This is a genomic window from Rhodopirellula halodulae (assembly GCF_020966775.1).
GTDB classification, from domain to species: domain Bacteria; phylum Planctomycetota; class Planctomycetia; order Pirellulales; family Pirellulaceae; genus Rhodopirellula; species Rhodopirellula halodulae.
This window is the reverse complement of the sequence record NZ_JAJKFV010000030.1, coordinates 208,792-226,771: the sequence shown is the minus strand read 5'-3', so window position 1 is coordinate 226,771 and position 17,980 is coordinate 208,792. Positions and strand designations below refer to the sequence as shown.

General features: G+C 56.7%; 11 protein-coding genes. 2 read left to right on the top strand and 9 right to left on the bottom strand.

The annotated features are described in order from the left end of the window. Positions 1 to 231: 231 nt before the first annotated feature. From LOC70_RS24410 to LOC70_RS22885, 7 genes are all read right to left on the bottom strand, one after another. On the bottom strand, positions 232 to 363 hold the full coding sequence (locus tag LOC70_RS24410) for a hypothetical protein (protein WP_255716549.1): 132 nt from the start codon (positions 361 to 363) through the stop codon (positions 232 to 234). A gap of 50 nt (positions 364 to 413) precedes the next feature. Then, positions 414 to 2,258, bottom strand: coding sequence for an EAL domain-containing protein (locus tag LOC70_RS22910; protein WP_230256383.1), 1,845 nt, complete (start codon positions 2,256 to 2,258; stop codon positions 414 to 416). After that, on the bottom strand, positions 2,255 to 4,213 hold the full coding sequence (locus LOC70_RS22905; RefSeq protein ID WP_230256382.1) for a two-component system sensor histidine kinase NtrB: 1,959 nt from the start codon (positions 4,211 to 4,213) through the stop codon (positions 2,255 to 2,257). The genes LOC70_RS22910 and LOC70_RS22905 overlap by 4 nt, the downstream gene beginning before the upstream one ends. Before the next feature lies 1 nt (position 4,214). Continuing rightward, positions 4,215 to 4,796: a RedB gene (locus tag LOC70_RS22900; protein ID WP_230256381.1), complete on the bottom strand. Its 582-nt coding sequence runs from the start codon at positions 4,794 to 4,796 to the stop codon at positions 4,215 to 4,217. Between the two features lie 408 nt (positions 4,797 to 5,204). Then, a complete protein-coding gene (locus LOC70_RS22895; protein ID WP_230256380.1) occupies positions 5,205 to 6,419 on the bottom strand; it encodes a type II secretion system F family protein in 1,215 nt (404 codons plus the stop codon). A 105-nt stretch (positions 6,420 to 6,524) separates the two neighbouring features. Then, positions 6,525 to 8,216 (bottom strand): GspE/PulE family protein, encoded by a 1,692-nt coding sequence (locus LOC70_RS22890; RefSeq protein WP_230256379.1) that lies wholly within the window; start codon positions 8,214 to 8,216, stop codon positions 6,525 to 6,527. After that, positions 8,213 to 11,167 (bottom strand): secretin N-terminal domain-containing protein, encoded by a 2,955-nt coding sequence (locus LOC70_RS22885; protein ID WP_230256378.1) that lies wholly within the window; start codon positions 11,165 to 11,167, stop codon positions 8,213 to 8,215. The genes LOC70_RS22890 and LOC70_RS22885 overlap by 4 nt, the downstream gene beginning before the upstream one ends. Positions 11,168 to 11,488: 321 nt before the next feature. Between LOC70_RS22885 and map the strand changes: the two genes are divergently transcribed. Then, positions 11,489 to 12,286, top strand: a complete 798-nt coding sequence (map, locus tag LOC70_RS22880; RefSeq protein ID WP_230256377.1) for a type I methionyl aminopeptidase — start codon at positions 11,489 to 11,491, stop codon at positions 12,284 to 12,286. A 226-nt stretch (positions 12,287 to 12,512) separates the two neighbouring features. On the opposite strand, the gene LOC70_RS22875 is transcribed toward map, so the two are convergent. Both LOC70_RS22875 and LOC70_RS22870 read right to left on the bottom strand, forming a co-directional pair. Further along, positions 12,513 to 14,426, bottom strand: coding sequence for a DNA gyrase/topoisomerase IV subunit B (locus LOC70_RS22875; RefSeq protein ID WP_230256376.1), 1,914 nt, complete (start codon positions 14,424 to 14,426; stop codon positions 12,513 to 12,515). A gap of 83 nt (positions 14,427 to 14,509) precedes the next feature. Beyond that, positions 14,510 to 17,008: a DNA gyrase/topoisomerase IV subunit A gene (locus LOC70_RS22870; RefSeq protein ID WP_230256375.1), complete on the bottom strand. Its 2,499-nt coding sequence runs from the start codon at positions 17,006 to 17,008 to the stop codon at positions 14,510 to 14,512. Between the two features lie 161 nt (positions 17,009 to 17,169). Here LOC70_RS22870 and LOC70_RS22865 point away from each other — a divergent pair, with 161 nt between their 5' ends. Then, positions 17,170 to 17,865, top strand: coding sequence for a hypothetical protein (locus tag LOC70_RS22865; RefSeq protein ID WP_230256374.1), 696 nt, complete (start codon positions 17,170 to 17,172; stop codon positions 17,863 to 17,865). The last annotated feature ends 115 nt before the right edge of the window (positions 17,866 to 17,980 follow it).

Below are 17,980 nucleotides of genomic sequence, written 5' to 3'. Positions count from 1 at the left end.
TCAACAACAAAGGGCGGAAGTGTTTGCCACCCATCAAAGAATGCAATCTCCGAGCCATTGGCACTGAAGCCCCCCGTGACACCACGATTCTTGGTCCGCTGCATGTCAGAACGACGGTCCGGATCGACGACTCACCGAACCTCTCCCTTCATCGCCGGACGGACAACCGCTAACCCAAACCTCTGCGGCGCAAAGACTTGCGAAACGCAGGTTTCAGGCTTCGCAAGGAAATCAGTCCGTCGCGAACGTTTCGAAACGAGAAACGCTGGTTAGCAATTTCAACGACACACCGTCCCGAATGCCGATGTCGGCTTTGCCACAAACCGAGATGGCGACAACCGATGGTTCCGAAATTGCAACCATCGTTGACGAGTCCAATGGTTCTGCAGCAATATAAACGCTGTTCGATCAACTCAATTCGAATTGGTTGTAGCAAGTGCTTTCGCGAAATGGGTTTCCATGATGGACGTCGATGGAATGGGGCGTCCGTAGAGGAAGCCTTGGACTTCCGTAAATCCTTGTTGGATCACGTAGTCGAGTTGCTGTTCCGTTTCGATGCCTTCCGCGGTGGTCACCATCCCCAGACACTTCCCCAAGTCCGCGATGGTGTTGACGAGTGCCATTCCGTCGGATTGGTGCAGGTTCCTCACAAACGAACGATCCATTTTCAACTTGTCGAACGGGAATGCACGTAGGTAACTGAGCGACGAGTAGCCCGTCCCGAAATCATCCAGGGCAATCTTCACTCCCATGTTTCGCAACGCGTGAAGTTGTTCCAACGCATCGATCGAATCAGTCAACAAAACGGATTCGGTGATTTCAATTTCAAGACGATGACCTGGCAAACCAGTGTGATCCAAAGCTTGCTTCACACTGCTGGGCAAAGCGCCCCCGCGGAACTGCACGGCAGAGACATTGACGGCAACGCGGACATGTTCGGGCCAAGTCAGTGCTTGTTGGCAAGCTTCGGACAACACCCAATCGCCAATCGGCCGGATCAGACCGCTTTCTTCTGCCATCGGGATGAACTTGTCCGGCGACACGATGCCGTGCTGCGGGTGCTGCCATCGCAGCAATGCCTCGAACGAACAAACTTGCTGGGTCGTGGGAGAAAGCAACGGTTGGTAGTGCAGCACGAACTCTTTGTTTTCAACCGCCGAGCGCAGGCTGTTCTCGAGTTCCTGACGAAGTCGGATCTGTTGATCCATGCCTTTTTCAAAATGCCGCGCGCAATCGCGGCCTTCGCCCTTGGCTCGATACAGCGCGATGTCCGCGTTTCGAATCAAATCGTCGCCGCAAATGCCACCATCGGGTGTCATCGAGATTCCGATGCTGGCCGTCACGCAGAACGGAATTCCGTCCAAGTGAACCGGGTCAGCGACGGTTGATAGAATGCGATCCGCGATGGACTGCACACAGGTCAGGTCTGGATCGCCGTCGAGCACGATCGCGAATTCGTCGCCGCCGAAACGTGCGACCAGACCGTTCGCACCCACCGCGGCCGACAACCGCTGGCCAACGACGCGAATCAATTCGTCGCCGGCAGGATGGCCCATCGTGTCATTGATGATTTTGAATTGATCCAGGTCAATCAGCAGCACCGCAGCGGTTTCGTTGCGCACTTCGGATTTCTCGAGCGTGCGTGCCAGACGTTCATTGAACTTGGTGCGGTTTGCCAAACCGGTCAAACCATCGTGCATGGCGACGCGTTCGAGTTCGGCGGTTCGTGCACGCACCAATTCTTCCAGCTCACGCCGTTTCAAACTGGCTTCGCGAGCGGCGTCCCACTTGCAGGTCAGCGCCACCGCAATTTGCAACACTTCGACATCGTCGAAGGGCTTCTTCAGAATCAGCAGATTTTCCGTGTGGCCAAGCACCGCAACGGATTCTTCCCAGGAGTGATCACTGTAAGCGGTGCAAATCACGATTTGCAGTTCCGGGTCGATTTTCCAAAGCTCGGAAATGGTTTGCAACCCATCCATGCCGGGTGGCATCCGCATATCAACAAACGCCAACGAATAGCGATCGCTTTGCTCGACGGCTTTCTTCGTCATCTGCACCGCGTCGTCTCCTTGATGCGCGGAATCGAAACGCAATCCATCGGGCGTGGCATCGTCCAGCGAACCGTCCAAGTCGAAGTCGTCGATATCCGGCAAAGCTTTGGTTCGCGGCCGAAAGATCTTGCGAAAGTCCGCGTGGATCGACGGGTTATCGTCAACGATCAGTACGCGATGGTTTTTGGTTGGAATGCTCGTCATGATGTTGCTTGAAATACCTTGGTTTCAATTCCTGATTTCGGAGGGTTCAATGGCAGCGTCACGTCAAAGCGTGCGCCGGTGCCAATGCCGTCACTGAACGCTTCCAAACGCCCACCGAGTTCACCGGCCGCGTTGGCACTGCTGTGCAACCCAAAGCCGTGGCCGTCGTCCTTCGTCGTGTATCCGTGTTGAAAGATCTGCTGAAGACTTTCGCGGGAGATTCCCATCCCGTTGTCGATCACTGAAAGAACCAATTGTTCGTCTTCGCAGCGACTGCGGATCGTGATCTGGGGTGAGTCGACCCCGTGCTCCACCATCGAATCTTTCGCGTTCTTGATCAGGTTGATCAGAATCTGAAGCAATCGATGTTTGTCCGTTTCGATCACAGCGGCGTCGTCGTCCAATTCTTTGATAACTCGAATCTGGTGATTCATCAGCGACGCTTTGTTGGCAGCCAAAGCGTCCTCGATCATCGTGTCCAACTCGAGCCTTTGATTGCAGTTGCCCGTGCGAGCCATCGACTGCTGCATCGTGACAATCTCACGGATGTGTTCGATGTTTTTGGTCAAGTCGACCAGCTCTTCGTCGATGGTTTGACGTTCGTCACCGAGCGCCTGTGTGACTCGTTGCACGTAGGAAGGAATCTTCTTTCCACGTTGATCGCTGCTGACGAAATCGGCGAAGGTCGATTCATGTTCGGCGATAAGATCGGTGACCTTTTGCAGATGCCCCAAAGCACTCTTGGAACACTGATTTCGAATCACCGAGACGGAAACGTTGACGCTGTTCAGGATGTTCCCAACGTTATGCAGCACACCCGTCGCGATTTCGGCCATCCCGGCCTGCCGCGAAACGTCCAGCAATTCCTGGTGCAGACGAATCTTTTCGCGTTCCTGTGTGACTCGCTCAGTCACATCGGCTTGGATGCCAATGAATCGACGCACTTCGCCGTCGGCATCGCGAATGGGGCGGACTTCGATGTCGACCCAATACGGTTGCCCGTCTTTGCGATAGTTCACGGTATGAACGTTGAATCCAACCTTGTGTTGGTTCGCGTTTCGGATGGTTTCGCGAATTTGCGGATCGGTTTGCGGTCCGTGCAGGAAGTCCAAAGGCCGTTTGCCAATGACCTCCTCCAGTGCATACCCGGTGATACGAGTGAAGCCTTCGTTGACCCACTCAATTTGCGAATCCGCATCGGTGATGAGGACCGCGTTGTCGGTGTACCGCGCGACCAGAGCCAACTTTTCCGTCTCAGCGGTCTTTTCCGCCAGCAGTTCATAGGCGTCCGAAAGTTCGCGAGTACGCTCGGCAACCTGTTGATCCACGGTGCGTTTGGCGTCTTGCAGTTCGAGCTGACGGGCACAAAGTTCGTAGACCTCTTTACGAAGTCGATAACACCCCGGTGCGAGGAACGCGACTTCGAACAAGACCCATGCCGCGTGTTCGATCCAGCGATAAGGACTTTCAGTCAGGATTCCAAACACCGAAAGAGGGTAGAACACGCCTCGAACGAAGTGATCGATTGCGACAACGACTGTCGCGCTGATCAGAATCTTCCAGTCACGATAGATGCTCAGAATTGCCAGCGAAGCGAACACGTGAAAGTGAGTTTCGATGCGTCCGCCTGACAAGTGAATCAGCAACGCGGACCAAAGCATTTGCACGATCGCCACCACGTGACGAGTGCTCGCTTCTTTGGGGTAGAGCCGCATCCAATACAGCGCAAACCCGGACAGCGAAGTGCCAATCAGCAACGCGGCCCAAACGTGAATGTGGATTTCTTGACGCTCACCGATCCAGGTGTAGGGCGATAGAAACGCGGCAAATGCCAACCCCAACGCCCATTGCCCGACCATGATCCAAGCCATGAAGCGGTGGACCCAAGCACACTCGGTTTCGTAGCGTTGTTGGAACAGGGCGTTCGTTTCAGCGATCCGACGTTGCTCAGGCATCTCAAACGCCCTCCGCTTCTGATACGACCGCGCAACCAAAGACGGGCCAATGCGTTTGAGCGGTGGATTGCAGGTTGATTTGCTTGATGAATGCGTCGCCCGCTTGCGATTCGCCCTCGTGACCACGTGCCGAGGTGATCCCACCGCTGAACTTCAACTCACCGTTGACGCCATAGACCAACAAATGCCCAGACGTCGTGACTCCAAAACGGCGGCAAGCATCGCCACCGGCATCCGCGATCACATCGACGTCGCCCAGTTTGCGGATGGCGTCGGTCAAGTCCGACTCCACCCACTGGTCGTTCACGTCGGCAGGACGATAAGCGTAGGCAAAGATTTTCGGTTGCGTGGAACTGGTCGCGATCAATCGCTCCCATGTACGCACGGTCGCTCGCGTGCACGGGCAGTGAGGATGATAGAAAAAGACAACGGTCGGACGAGCGCTAAACGCCTTCCATTCTGGCAACACGCCGCTGGTGAGTTTGACCGGCACATCGATCGCCTCGGGCCCTGGTTGGTTGGCGTAGTTGGCCAACATGGACATGCCGAGAAGAACAGGCAGCATGAAGAGGACCGACAACATCGAGGGCAATCGCCGTCGACGTGACGCGTGAATCGAATTCGGCACAGGAGTCTCATCAGCGGGCAAAACGAACGGATCGACCAAGCGTCAACGTTCGCACTTTCACCGCCGCAAACGTCATCGCAGTGAACAATTGCTGACAAAGACTTTCCAGGCGTACACCAGCCGCTCAGCCAGCAAGGAATCCGCTCGAACCCAGGCAAGACGTGACGATTATTCCGTCTAAGACGACTGCATTTCGAGCGTCGACAGCCCGCTCATTCGCAGAGCAAGCTCACGTTGGAACCCACCTGATCAGGAACCGAACGACGTCGAAACGATGGTCCGCGATGACTTGCTCAGGGAAATCAACTGAGTCGAGTTAAACAGGAAGCAACACTGCTTCCTCCATGCATTGCAACACAAGACTCAGAGGCTGGTGCTGCTCTTCAGGACTGGGATCAGCAGTGCCATCACGACGGCCAGCACCAAGACGGCCATCACGAGTAGCATCAAAGGTTCCAGCAACCGAACAAACAGGTCCAACCGCCGGAACGTCCGCTTTTCCAGTGAGTCCGCGATTTCAGGAAGCACGCGATCCAATGAGTTGCTCTCTTCGCCGACACTAATCATCTCGACGACCGAAATTGGAAAGTAGCCGGACTGGCGAAGCGGTTTGGCCAAACTCTCACCGCTACGAATGTTCTCCGTCGCGTCCGAAATCGAACGACTGAGCAAGCGGTTGCCGGTGGCCGATTTGCTGATGTCCAGCGACTTCAGAATCGGAACCCCGTTGGCGAGCAATGTTCCGAGCACGCGGCAAAACCGCGCGACCGAAAGGTTCATCAAAATGTCGCCCAACACGGGCACTTTCAATTTCACCTTGTCGAAGATGTCCTGTCCGCGTTCGGTTTGCAGTTGTGCTCGCAGGACGAAGATCAAGACCACGCCAAGGATCATCACGATCCAACCGTAGCCTTGCAGGAAGTTACTGAAACCCAGAAGGGCTTCCGTCATCGCCGGCATTTCGCCTTTCTGACGCAGTCGATCAAACAACATGTCGAACTTCGGCACGAAGAACACCAACAACGCCGAGATCACGACGGTACCCACCGTGAACAAGAACGCCGGGTAAGCCATCGCGCTGATCGTGCGTCCCTTCAAGTCTTCTTGTAGTTCCGTGAACACACCGACACGGTCCAAGGCGTCTTCTAAGAAGCCACCTTCCGTACCGGCGCGGACCATGTTCACGGCCATGTCGCTGAACACACCGGGATAACGAGCCATCGTGTCGCCGATGGGTTCACCGTCTTCCACCCGACCTCGAATTTCGTGCAGGACTTCACCCAGCACGGGTGTGCTGGATTGTTCTCCCAGGATTGTCAACGATCGAATCATCGGCACGCCACTGCGAAGTAGCGACGCCAACTGACCATAGAAAGTCGCCATGATCTGGCCTTTGACTTTCTTCTTCTTTCCCGAGAACAAAGACAGACCGGAGCCTGACTTTTGCTCGGTGATTTTAGTCGGAAAGAGGTCTCGACCGGTGAGCAGTGACGTCGCCTCCCGTTGCGAGCCAGCCTCCAGCGTTCCTTGAACGCTTTTTCCGGACATGTCTCGGGCGGTGTACTGGAACGTTGGCATGGCGGAAGGCGGGCTGGTTTGATCGGTGGGATGTGCGGGCGAGATTGTGCGGGCGAGAACGAGCGGCGCTTACGATGGCGGGAGGGCGATGAAGCGGGTCAAGGACTACAACGCTTCGCCCTTGGTCACTCGCATGACTTCATCAATGCTGGTCACGCCGGCGACCACTTTGTCCCAGGCATCCATTCGCAGCGTTCGCATGCCTTCCTTGACGGCTTGGCGGCGGATGTCCCAACTGCTGGCACGATTCTGAGCCATTTCGCGAATGTTTTCGCTGCTGACCAGCAATTCGTAGATCCCCAATCGACCGGAGTAGCCCACGTTGCGACATTCGCGGCAACCGACGCTTTCGTAGATCTCTTTGCCGTCCAGTTCGTCCCAAGGAAAGTCCTTTGGCAGATCACTGCGATCCGGTGTGACGGCTTTCTTGCAATGCGGGCAAAGACGACGCAGCAGTCGCTGAGCCATGACGGCTTCCACCGTGCCGGCGACCAAGAAAGGTTCCACCCCCATGTCGACCATCCGCGTGAAGGCACCGGCGGCATCGTTGGTGTGCAGCGTGCTAAACACCATATGACCGGTCAACGACGCTTGGGTGGCGTTTTCAGCGGTTTCCAAGTCACGAATTTCCCCGACCAGCACGATGTCCGGGTCGTGACGCAGAATGCTTCGCAGCGACGCGGCGAACGTCAAACCGATCTTCGAATGGACTTGGATCTGGTTGATCCCATCGAGCTGATACTCAACCGGGTCTTCCGTTGTGATGATCTTGTTTTCGGGACTGCGGATTTCCAACAGACTGCTGTACAGCGTCGTCGTTTTACCACTCCCCGTCGGTCCGGTGACCAAGATGATTCCGTGAGGCAGCCGAATCAGTTCGCTGAACCTGGAATAGATCTCTTTGGACATCCCTAGGCCTTGCAGATCAAAGACCATGGACGATTTGTCCAACACCCGCATGACCAAGCCTTCGCCGTGGATCATGGGGATGACGCTCAAACGAATGTCGACCTCGCGGCCGTGAACACGCAGCTTGATCCGGCCGTCCTGCGGCAATCGCTTCTCAGCGATGTTCAACCGAGCCATGATTTTCAGACGGCTGATGATGGCCGCTTGGAAACGGTTGATCTCCGGAGGCACCGGTTGCGGATGCAGAATCCCGTCGATGCGGTACCGGATCACCAGACCGTCCGATTGGGACTCGATGTGAATGTCACTCGCCCGTGAATCGACGGCTTCGATCAAAATTTCATTGACCAGCCGAACCACGGAGGCTTCCTGTGCCATCTCCGACAGTTCGCTGCCGTCGGATTCGATGCCTTCCAGCAGCTCGACTTCTTCATCGCCCGCGGCGGCGACCAACCCTTCGACAGTTTCACTACCGACGCCGAGGTGTTTTTTCACCAGACGACTGATTTCATTTCGTTCGGCAACGACGGGAATCACCGTTTTGCCGGTGGTCGCACAGGCTTCGTCCAACGGATAGAGATCGAACGGATCTGCGGTTGCGACCAGCAAAGCACCGTCGTCCCAACCGATCGGGAACATCGAATGACGATAGATCAGCTTTTGTGGAAATCCTTCCAACGCCGACAGATCGATCTCGGAAGTTCGCAAGTCACGAAATTCCAAACCGACTTCGTCAGCAATCGCGGACAAGGCGTCTCGTGCGGAGACATACCCCAACGTGACCGCGTTATCGACGACCGATTGCGGGTCGCCATTGCGGCTCTGTTCCAATTGCTGCGGAGTCAACAAACCTCGTCGTTGAAGAATCTCGCCTGCGTGCATGATCATCGTCCTCGTCCTCCGCCTGTTGTTCCGCCGCGACCTCCGCGACCTGTATCGCCTCCTCTGCCACGTCCGGTATCGCCACCGCGTCCGCCGAAGCCGCCCGGAGTTCCACCTCCGCCGCCGAATCGCGAACGGAAGAACTCAATGCGTCGCCGAATGTCTTCGGGTGACGAACCGGTGGGCATGGACGAACGGGACGAACTGCTGGAGCTCGATGATCCCGACGAGCTGGAGGTGGATGTGGACGTCGTTGCTTTGACACCCAGCATCGACTCCAACGCTTGTTGTAACACTTCTGCGCGAACGCCACCGGCCAAAGGCAGGACCACGGTCTGTTCTTCTTGCTCCATGCCTTGTTGGTCCAAGATCCCGACCAGCTCCTCCACCTGTTCAAAATCTTGTGGGGTCGCCGTCACGACCAATGAATTGCTGCGTTCATCCACCGCGACGATGATCTTGGTCGGTTCGCTTTTTGGTTTTTCTGTTCCGCCGCCACCTCGACCGCCGCGACCACCACGGATCGCGTTGATGAAGTCCTCCGGCGACGGTTGCCGCCCTCCGCCGCCGCCACGGCTGCTTTCCTCCTGGAACATTTTTTCCGCGAAAACGGATTTGACGATTTCGGCGACCGAGGAAGCTTCTTGATAGATGACCGGGATCAACTTAGGTGTGGGAACCGTGCGAACCAATTCCGGGCTTTCCTCTTGGTCGATTTCCTGGATCACCAAACGGATGAATTCCAGGTCGGCGGGGCTGGCCTGAACAATCAACGAGTTCAGGTGACCATCGGCCACGATGTTGACGCTGCCGCGGCTGGTGAGAATCGAACGCGCCGTGGAAGGTTCATCACCACCACCGCCACCCATCCCGAGCAATCCGCCCAGCATGCCGCCGCCCAAGCCGCCCATCACCGATTCCGTCAGCGAGCCAGACGACGACTCCGCACCCCCCAGAACACTGGCGACCAGCTCCGAGGCCACGTCGGCCTTGATGTATTTCAAACGAAAGACCGTTGGCAGATCGCTGGCGGTCGTCGACGAAGCACTGATGGAATTCAGCAGTTGTTCGAACGCGTCCAACGCCTCGGTGTCCTTCGAAGCGATGACCAATCCGGCGGGAGTCATCTGCACGACAATGTCCGCTCCCGCATTTAAATTGGCCGACTCGTCCTCCAGCAAAGTGGGCCCCTGCGATTCCTCCGTCGAGTTCGCATTGGATTCTTCACCGGTCGCTTCGGTGTCATCGTAGGTCCGAACCAACGTTTCGCGTTGAATCACTGCGAATGGGTTATTGGCTTTGGCCGGGGCGACTTCCCAGCGGGCTTCTTGATCCGCGTTGGGATTCATCGGACGACGGATTGGCTGCGTGCCATTGCCCTCTTGCAAACGGCCTTCTTCCGTTGAATTCGGCACGACCACACGAAGACGATTTTCGCGTCCCGTCATGGGCCACAAACTTTCCAATTGCCGCAGCGTTTGATTGGCGGAAGGTCCCGACAGTGGCAACACTCGGACGTTTTCGCCCAGCCCGCCGGTCAACGGATCGTTTTCCAGTTCATCGATCAGACGTTTGACCGTTTCGATTTGGCTGGCTGTTCCACGCACCCACAATCGCCCGGTTTCTGGATCACCGTCGACCGTTGGTCCTTGGCCACCGGTTTCTGTCACGCCGAAGAATTTGTTGATGGTCAACAAAGCATTCGCGGGTTCCAAACGTTTCAGGTTGATGATCGCAAAGTTGTCACCATCACCTTCCAACTCAGCGATCGTCGACGCGATGCGTTGTTGCGTCTCGGGGCGAGCCGACGCGACGATGACGCCTCGTTTGGTATCCAAAGCAATGCGAGTGTCCGGGGTGCCTTGCAGCAAGGTTTGCAACACATCGAACGCGGTCTGCAGATTGGCCGACGCAACCGAGTGCGTCTTCAACACCGGTTGAACGACCTCGACTTCCTCCGCGTCTTCACTGCCCGGGATCGGCTTGTCGGCTTTCGTGAAGATGCTTTTCAGCAACGCAAGCTTCGCGGGATCTCCCGTGGCGAACACACGATCGCCGTACAGCGAAACCGAAATGCGCAGATCGTCGCCGAGGTTCATCCCAGGTTCCAACCCAACCAGCGGACGAGCGATTTCCAGGATCTCTTCCGCCGCACGATTCTCCAGCGCGATCTCAACGACGCTGGATTGGGCTTCCTCCGCCGCGGACAACACCGATTGGATGGTTTTCAACTTGCCAACGGTTTCAGTCACGACCACTTGTCGAGCACCGCCGAGCACATTGATGCGTCCCCAAGGACCGATGATCTGCGACAGTTCCTCGCGAGCTTCCTCGGCGGTCAATCCACCCAAAGGAAAAACGCATCGAACGATGTCACTGTTTCCACGTCCTTCGAATGATTCCGGCGTGACCAACTCAGCCATCTCGCTGATCAACTTCTCGGCGTTCTCGGCTTCCAGGTCGACCAGCAACAACATCCGGCCGCGACGAACCAAGGCCCATCCACGATCCAACAACAGGCGGTTGATCAGATCCAGGCCTTCGCCGATGGAATAGGTTTTCGTCGGATCACTGAAATTGACCGTGCCGGCGGGAGAGGCGTCCAACTGCAAGGACAAATCCGCTTGCTCGGAGAACCACCGCAGAACGTCGCCCCAGGGTGCTCCCGAGAAGTTGAATCGCAACTCCTTGGATTCGTTGGTCGTCGATGCGGAAGAGTCTCCCACGGTGGAGCTGGCCGAATCCGCCGCGGCGGGTTCCTGAGCCGCGGCGGGGTCAGTGTGCCCAACGGTGACCGCCAAACCCAGCAAACCGGCGATCAGCCAACCACGTTTTTGCGGTACGCACCTCGCGAAATTGCACCGCGTCCATGACTCAGCATGGAATCCTCGGCCGGCGGCTATGCCAAGCTGTGACTCGTTCTCACCGGGCTGCATTGGGAAATCGATTCGATTCATTTCGTTAGATAAGCTTTGGGACGGAGCCCAGCGAGGCGGAAATGCCTGCCAAAACTCGAGAGCCAGGATAGTTGCCAGAGGAGATTGGGAACCAGTTTTTGGTATGGTTCCGTAACGAACTAACCCTGTATGGGCACAAAAGTTCCGTCCAGAGGTCGCCGGGATCGGCGGAATGCGTCGATTGCAAGGATCTTGCGGCGGAGGATCCCTCCACAGTGCGGCATCTAACCGCGGTTTGGGTTTGCCAGAACCACAAACCTGCTATGCTTTCAAAACGCCACGCATGGCACCGATCTTTTCCATTCGGCACCCCCAAAAAGCATGCTGACCAAGCAACGAAAACTGATTCTTTCCAACACGCAGCGCGACATGATGCGGGCCGCCGGCCAGGCCAACGCGGCGCTGATGGACTACATCCGTCCACATGTGAAACCTGGAATCACCACGGAAAAGCTGGATCAGATGATCCACGATTGGACCTACGGCCACGGATACCGAGCCGCAACCTTGGGTTACCAGAAGTATCCCAAGAGTTGCTGCACCAGCGTGAACGAAGTCATCTGCCACGGCATTCCCGATGGGTATGAATTGCAGGATGGCGACATCGTCAACATCGACATCACCACCGTCGTCGATGGGTGGCATGGCGACCAGAGCGAAACGTTCTTGTTGGGGGAAGTCAGCGACGAAAAACGAGCCGTGACGCAGTGTGCGTTTGATTGCATGCACATGGCAATCGACGCCCTGACGCCAGGTTGTCGCGTGGCGACGATTGGCGAAGCGGTGGTCCCGGAAGCCGAAGGACGTGGTTTCACCGTCGTTCGTGAATACGTCGGACATGGTCTGGGAAAACAGTTCCACTTGGATCCATCGATCCCGCACTTCCCGAACCGACAAAGCCGCATCGACCGGCTGTTCCCGGGCATGTGCTTCACCATCGAACCTATGATCAACGCTGGTTCGCGTTACACGCAATGCGACAAGTCCGACGGATGGACGGTGCGAACCCGCGACGGACGCCCATCGGCCCAGTTCGAGCATTCCATTTTGATGACCGAACAAGGCCCCGAGATCCTGACCCAAACCCAAGACGGTCCCCGCAAGGGCCATCAGTTCTAGTCGGTTGTTTGGTTCGACGCAGTTGGGGTGAGACCGGTCGGCTTGCGCCGAGCCGCTGCTTGGGACGGTGTTTCTCAGGCGGTGCCAGGGTCACGACCGATTCTGGCGAAGCTGTGGTGTTAGACAGTGCCACCGGTCGGCTTGCGCCGAGCCGCTAGATGGAAAGGTGTGTCTGGTGAAGCCAGACTCTTAGCACTGCGGGGTGCTTGGCAGAGAACCGGACCGCCTAGATATCGATCTCGCTGGCGTCTTCGGCTCGTTCCATGATGAATCGGAAACGGGCGGAGGCGTCTCGTCCCATCAGGTCGCTGATCGTTCGATCGGTCTCCAAATGGTCGTCGATTTCGACTTTCAACAACGTGCGATTGGCCGGATCGAGCGTCGTGTTCCAAAGCACCTTCGGCATCATCTCACCCAATCCTTTGAATCGCGTGATCTCCGGATTGGCTCGTCCTGTGTGCTCGGACAAAATCCGTTCGCGGTCCTCTTCGTCGGCGGCCCAAAACGTTTCTTTGCCGATGTCGATTCGGTACAGCGGCGGAACGGCGATGAACAAACGCCCGTCCGCGATCAAGGCTGGCATGTGCCGGTAGAAAAACGTCAGCAGCAACGTCGTGATGTGGTGACCATCGCTGTCAGCATCCGCCAACAGGATGATTCGGTCATAACGCAAGTTGGCCAAGTTCAGTGACGGTCCGATGCCACATCCAAGCGAAGCGATCATGTCTTGGATTTCTTTGTTGTCCAAGATCTTCTTCAGCGTCGCGGATTCGGTGTTCAGCACCTTTCCTCGCAGCGGCAGGATCGCTTGGCAATTGCGGTCGCGGCCTTGCTTGGCACTGCCACCTGCCGAGTCACCTTCGACGATGAACAACTCGGATTTGCCTTTGCCACCGGAAACGCAATCCGACAATTTGCCGGGTAACATGGTTCGCTTCGAACCGCCTTTTCGCGAAACGGCTTCGCTGGCGGCACGCGATGCGGCGCGGGCTCGGGCGGCGGCGACAATCCGAGCGATCACGGCATCGGCGACTGACGGGTTGTTGTTCAGCCATTGTTCCATGGCACCGCGGATGCCTGATTCGACAATTCCATGAGCTTCGGGGTTGTTCAGGCGGTCTTTCGTCTGGCCCTGGAACTGAGGCTCGGCCACAAAGATCGAAACGATCGCGATCAAACCTTCGCGAATGTCTTCGTGCGTGATCTTCACCCCACGAGGCGTCAAATTGTGCGTGTCGATGTGATTGCGAACGGCTTTGACCACACCGCCTCGAAATCCGTTCTCGTGTGTTCCGCCGCTGGCGGTGGGAATGCCGTTGACGTAACTGCGGACGTGTTCATCGGTTGATTCAGTCCACTGCAAAGTTGCTTCAACGCGGTTGTCTTCGTCGATGCGGTACGTGAACGGTGCTTCGTGGATCGTGCGAGCCTCACGTTCCTTGATGACTTTGCCGAGGTAGTCCACGATCCCGTTTTCATGCAAAAACGTTTCACGAGTTTTGGCGACTTCGTCGACGTAGGTGACTTTCACACCGCGATGCAGGAAGCTGGCGGTTTCCAAACGCTGCTTGATCGTTTCCGTGTTGAACGTGGTCCGCGGAAAGATCGTTGGGTCGGGTGTGAACGTGATCGTCGTTCCCGTCCCCCGAACCGTGCCGCGAAGCTTTTGCAGTTTGGACGTGGCTTGCCCGCGGCTGAACGCCATGCGGTACTGAGCCCCATTGCGTTTAACAACAGCGACCAACTCTTTACTGAGTGCGTTGACAACCGAAGCCCCCACACCGTGCAAACCGCCGGATGTCTTGTAGTTATCGCCTTCGAATTTTCCGCCGGCATGCAGCACCGTCAGCACCATTTCCAAAGCGGACTTCTTTGTCTTGGGGTGCTTGTCGACTGGAATCCCGCGCCCGTTGTCGCTGACCGTGATGGTTTCGCCGTCCTTGTGCAACGTCACCACAATTTCGGACGCGTGACCGTTCATGGCCTCGTCGACCGAGTTGTCAACGATTTCCCAAATCAAATGATGAAGGCCTGCGGAACCGACGCCGCCGATGTACATCCCCGGTCGCTTCCGAACAGGCTCGAGGCCTTCCAGCGCGGTGATGTTTTTGGCGTTGTATTCTTTCGGTGCAACGGACATGGACGATGGTGCGTTGTGGATCGATGGGATGAGAAGAGACTTGGTTGCGAACCCGAATGAGTTCGCTCGATGAACTTGCTGGATCAGTCTTCAAAGACCGGCGGCGGTTCGATGGGATCACGAACGATTTCGGCAATCTTGCCGTTCTTTTGCAGTTCAATACCGCGACCACCACGGGACGTCGTCCGGTACTTCGCGGTCGAGACGGTTTTCTTGGCACCGCGATTGGTCACCACGTTCAACAAGTCTCGGTCGCCCGTGGAAGGTTTGAAACCAAGCAGTTTGTCGCCCGCGGCCAGCTTCAATAGCAGAACGCCTTTGCCCGCCCCCGACAAATAGTTGACATCGTCCACGGCGCACACCATGGCACGAGCATCGGCGGAGACAGCCAAGATCGTTTCGGTACCTGTGATCGGTGCCACGTCGATGATGCTGGCACCGGGTTTTACACGAGCAAATTTACGGCCGGCACGAGTCGATGGTTCTGCAAAGGGTTGCAATCCGAATCGCAACGCGTAGCCATCACTGCTGGCGGCCAGTCCATGGACGGCGGGATAGTATTGCCCCTTGGGGTCTTCGCTGATGTCACCGATCACGCGTGAGTCCATCGACATCGCCGCAATGATGCGTTCGCCATCTTTGAATTTGAAGAGTTTTTGAATCGGTTCGCCAAATCCGGTCGAGGCGGGAATGTCGACCATGCGGGCCGTGTAGCAAACACCCAAGCTGCTGAAGAACGCGATGGTCGTGCGAGTGCTTCCGGCGACGCACGCCAGCACTTCATCGCCCTGACGAAGACGACTCTTGGATGGATCCGCAATTTGCTTTTGGCGTTTGACCCAACCATCGACCGTGACCATGACGTGGCAATCTTCCGCCACGATGAAGTCTTCTTCGGTGTACTCGACTTCTTCGGTTGGAACCACGATCGTGCTTCGGCGGCGGCCAGCCGGAGTGTTGCCGTATTCAGTGACCAGAGATTGCAGTTCATCCTTGATGATCGCCCAACGTCCCGAGGACGTGTAATCGTCTCGGTCGTCGGCCAGCAACTTGTTGATCTCGTCGACTCGTTTGCGTTTGTTCTTCAGTTCATCGAGAACCACGTTGATTTCCAAACGCGCCAAGCGATACAGCTTCAGCTCCAGAATCGCATCAGTTTGCTCCGCGTCCAATCCGTTCGAAGCTTGCACCTTGCGACGTGACTTCGGTGGATTCTCTTTGACCGGAAAACGTTTCATGATCTTCTCGGCCGCGTCGGCTTTGCCTTCGCTGCTGCGGATGATTTTGATGATTTCATCCAAAGCGTCGAAAATCAACGCGAAGCCTTCGAGGATATGAATCCGTTTTTCGAGGGCTCGCAGTTCGTTCGTCAGCCGCGCGGTCAACACGTCCAAACGGAAGTGCAAGAAGTACCACAGGATCTCTTTCAAACTCAACCGTTTGGGCGCGCCGACTTCGGGATTTTCGGTCGGCGTCAAACAGGTCAAGTTGACGTTGAAATTGGTTTGCAGCGGCGTGTGTTTATAGAGAAACGCCAACACTTTGTCCGGGTCGGCATTCTTCTTCAACAGCAAGTCGACCCGGATGTCCTCCGTGGACAAATCGCGAACTTCTTGGACGAGCGGCAGTTTGCTGCTGTAGACCAATTCCGCGATGCGTTCGACCATCGCAGCTTTGTTGACACCGAAAGGAATCTCGGTGATTCGCAGGGTGTCGCCGGTGCGAGACTTTTCGGCGACCTCGGCCACGCCTCGCAGCTTGATCGTACCCGTTCCCGTCGCGTAGATCTCGCGCAGTTCTTCTTTGGTGTTGGTGATATGCCCGCCGGTTGGAAAGTCGGGGCCTTGAATCGCGTCGCCAGCAACCAGTTGGTAATCCTTGATCTCTGGATTGCCCAACAACTTCAGTAGCGCATTGCAAACTTCTTTCAAGTTGTGTGGCGGAATGTTGGTGGCCATCCCAACCGCGATACCCGTGGCACCATTGACCAGCAAACCAGGAACTCGCGATGGCAGCACGACTGGTTCTTCTCGCGTCCCGTCGTAGTTCGGTTTGAACGCGACCGTGCGGCTGGCCAAATCCGCCAGCACTTCGGACGCGATGGGCGTCATGCGGCATTCGGTGTATCGCATGGCCGCGGCGTTATCGCCGTCGATGCTGCCGAAGTTGCCGCTGCCGTCGATCATTGGCATCCGCAACGAGAACGCTTGGCTCATCCGAACCAAGGCTTCGTAGATGGAACTGTCACCGTGCGGGTGATAGTTACCCATCACATCGCCGACGACCTTGGCACATTTGCGGTGCTTCGCGGTCGCGTCCAGCCGCTGTTGCGACATCGTATAGAGAATGCGTCGCTGGACGGGTTTCAGCCCGTCACGCACGTCGGGCAACGCTCGGCTGGTGATCACCGACAACGAGTAATTCAGATAGCGATCTTGTGCCGCCAGCCGCAGCGGAATGTTCTCGATCTCCGCCAACTTCGCTTCATCGAACGGATCGGTCTTGCCTTTCTTTCCCCGCGAGTTCTTGCGTGAATTGGAGCCGGAGGAATTGGAATCGGAGGGTTTGCGACGTTTCGCCACGCGGAATCAACCTGTATTCGTCGGGGAATTTCGTGTGTCAGAGACGGATGTGGGATCGCGAAGGTGACTTGCGAGTTTGGGGGTTATAGCGACCACGGGGTTGTTAGTGAAACCGAGGATTTTCGCGTTTGCCCTGATTCGGTCGTGGATTCGGCCTGCGGTTGCTGGTCCGATTGCCGGCGAAGGTGCCTGCTGGGCGAAGCTTCGCGGCTGTCACGATCATCACGCCGCAACAGTATCGGCTGTTTTTCCGTTTGATTCGCGTCGAAACCAAAATCCAGACAACTGGTCCGTCGTCGTTCAAGGAGGAACGCGAAATGAAGCGAAATTGGAAAGCAGCCGTGGCGACGGCCCGCATCTTTGCCACGCAAATCACCCGCCGCAGCATGCCATTGGCCGCTTTTGCCGGCGTGATCGCTCTCGCCCCCGCCGCGATGGCTCAAGGCGAACACATCGTCAGCTCGCAGGTCGTCAGCGACACGGTCGTGAGCACCAGCGACTCCGGATCGGTATCCGGCGGATGTGCATCGGGCGACTGCGGAGGCACCGGCGAAGTTCAAGGACGTGAGTACGGCCAGCCCGATCTGTTCTTCAACTACTACACCCAGGGTGCCGCGAACTCGGCCAACGCACAGATGTATGTGGCGCCTGTGCCGGTTCCACCGAATGTGGGACACACGTATTACACCTATCAGCCTTTCTATCCCCACGAAATGCTGTATTGGCACAAAGATCGGTACCACAATTACTATGACAACGGCCGCGGCATGAATCGCACACGAGCGATCTACTACAGCCCGCCCGTTCGCCAAGCCGCCAGCAACTTCTACTGGAACACGCTGCGGTTGCCTCGCTAGTCGAACATCGGCCGCATGGAAACGTCCGGCCGAGCGTCCGGCAACCCGAAGCCAAACTCCCCCCGACCGCGGATGATTCGCGGAAGGCATTCCGCTGAACCACCGTACTTGAGGA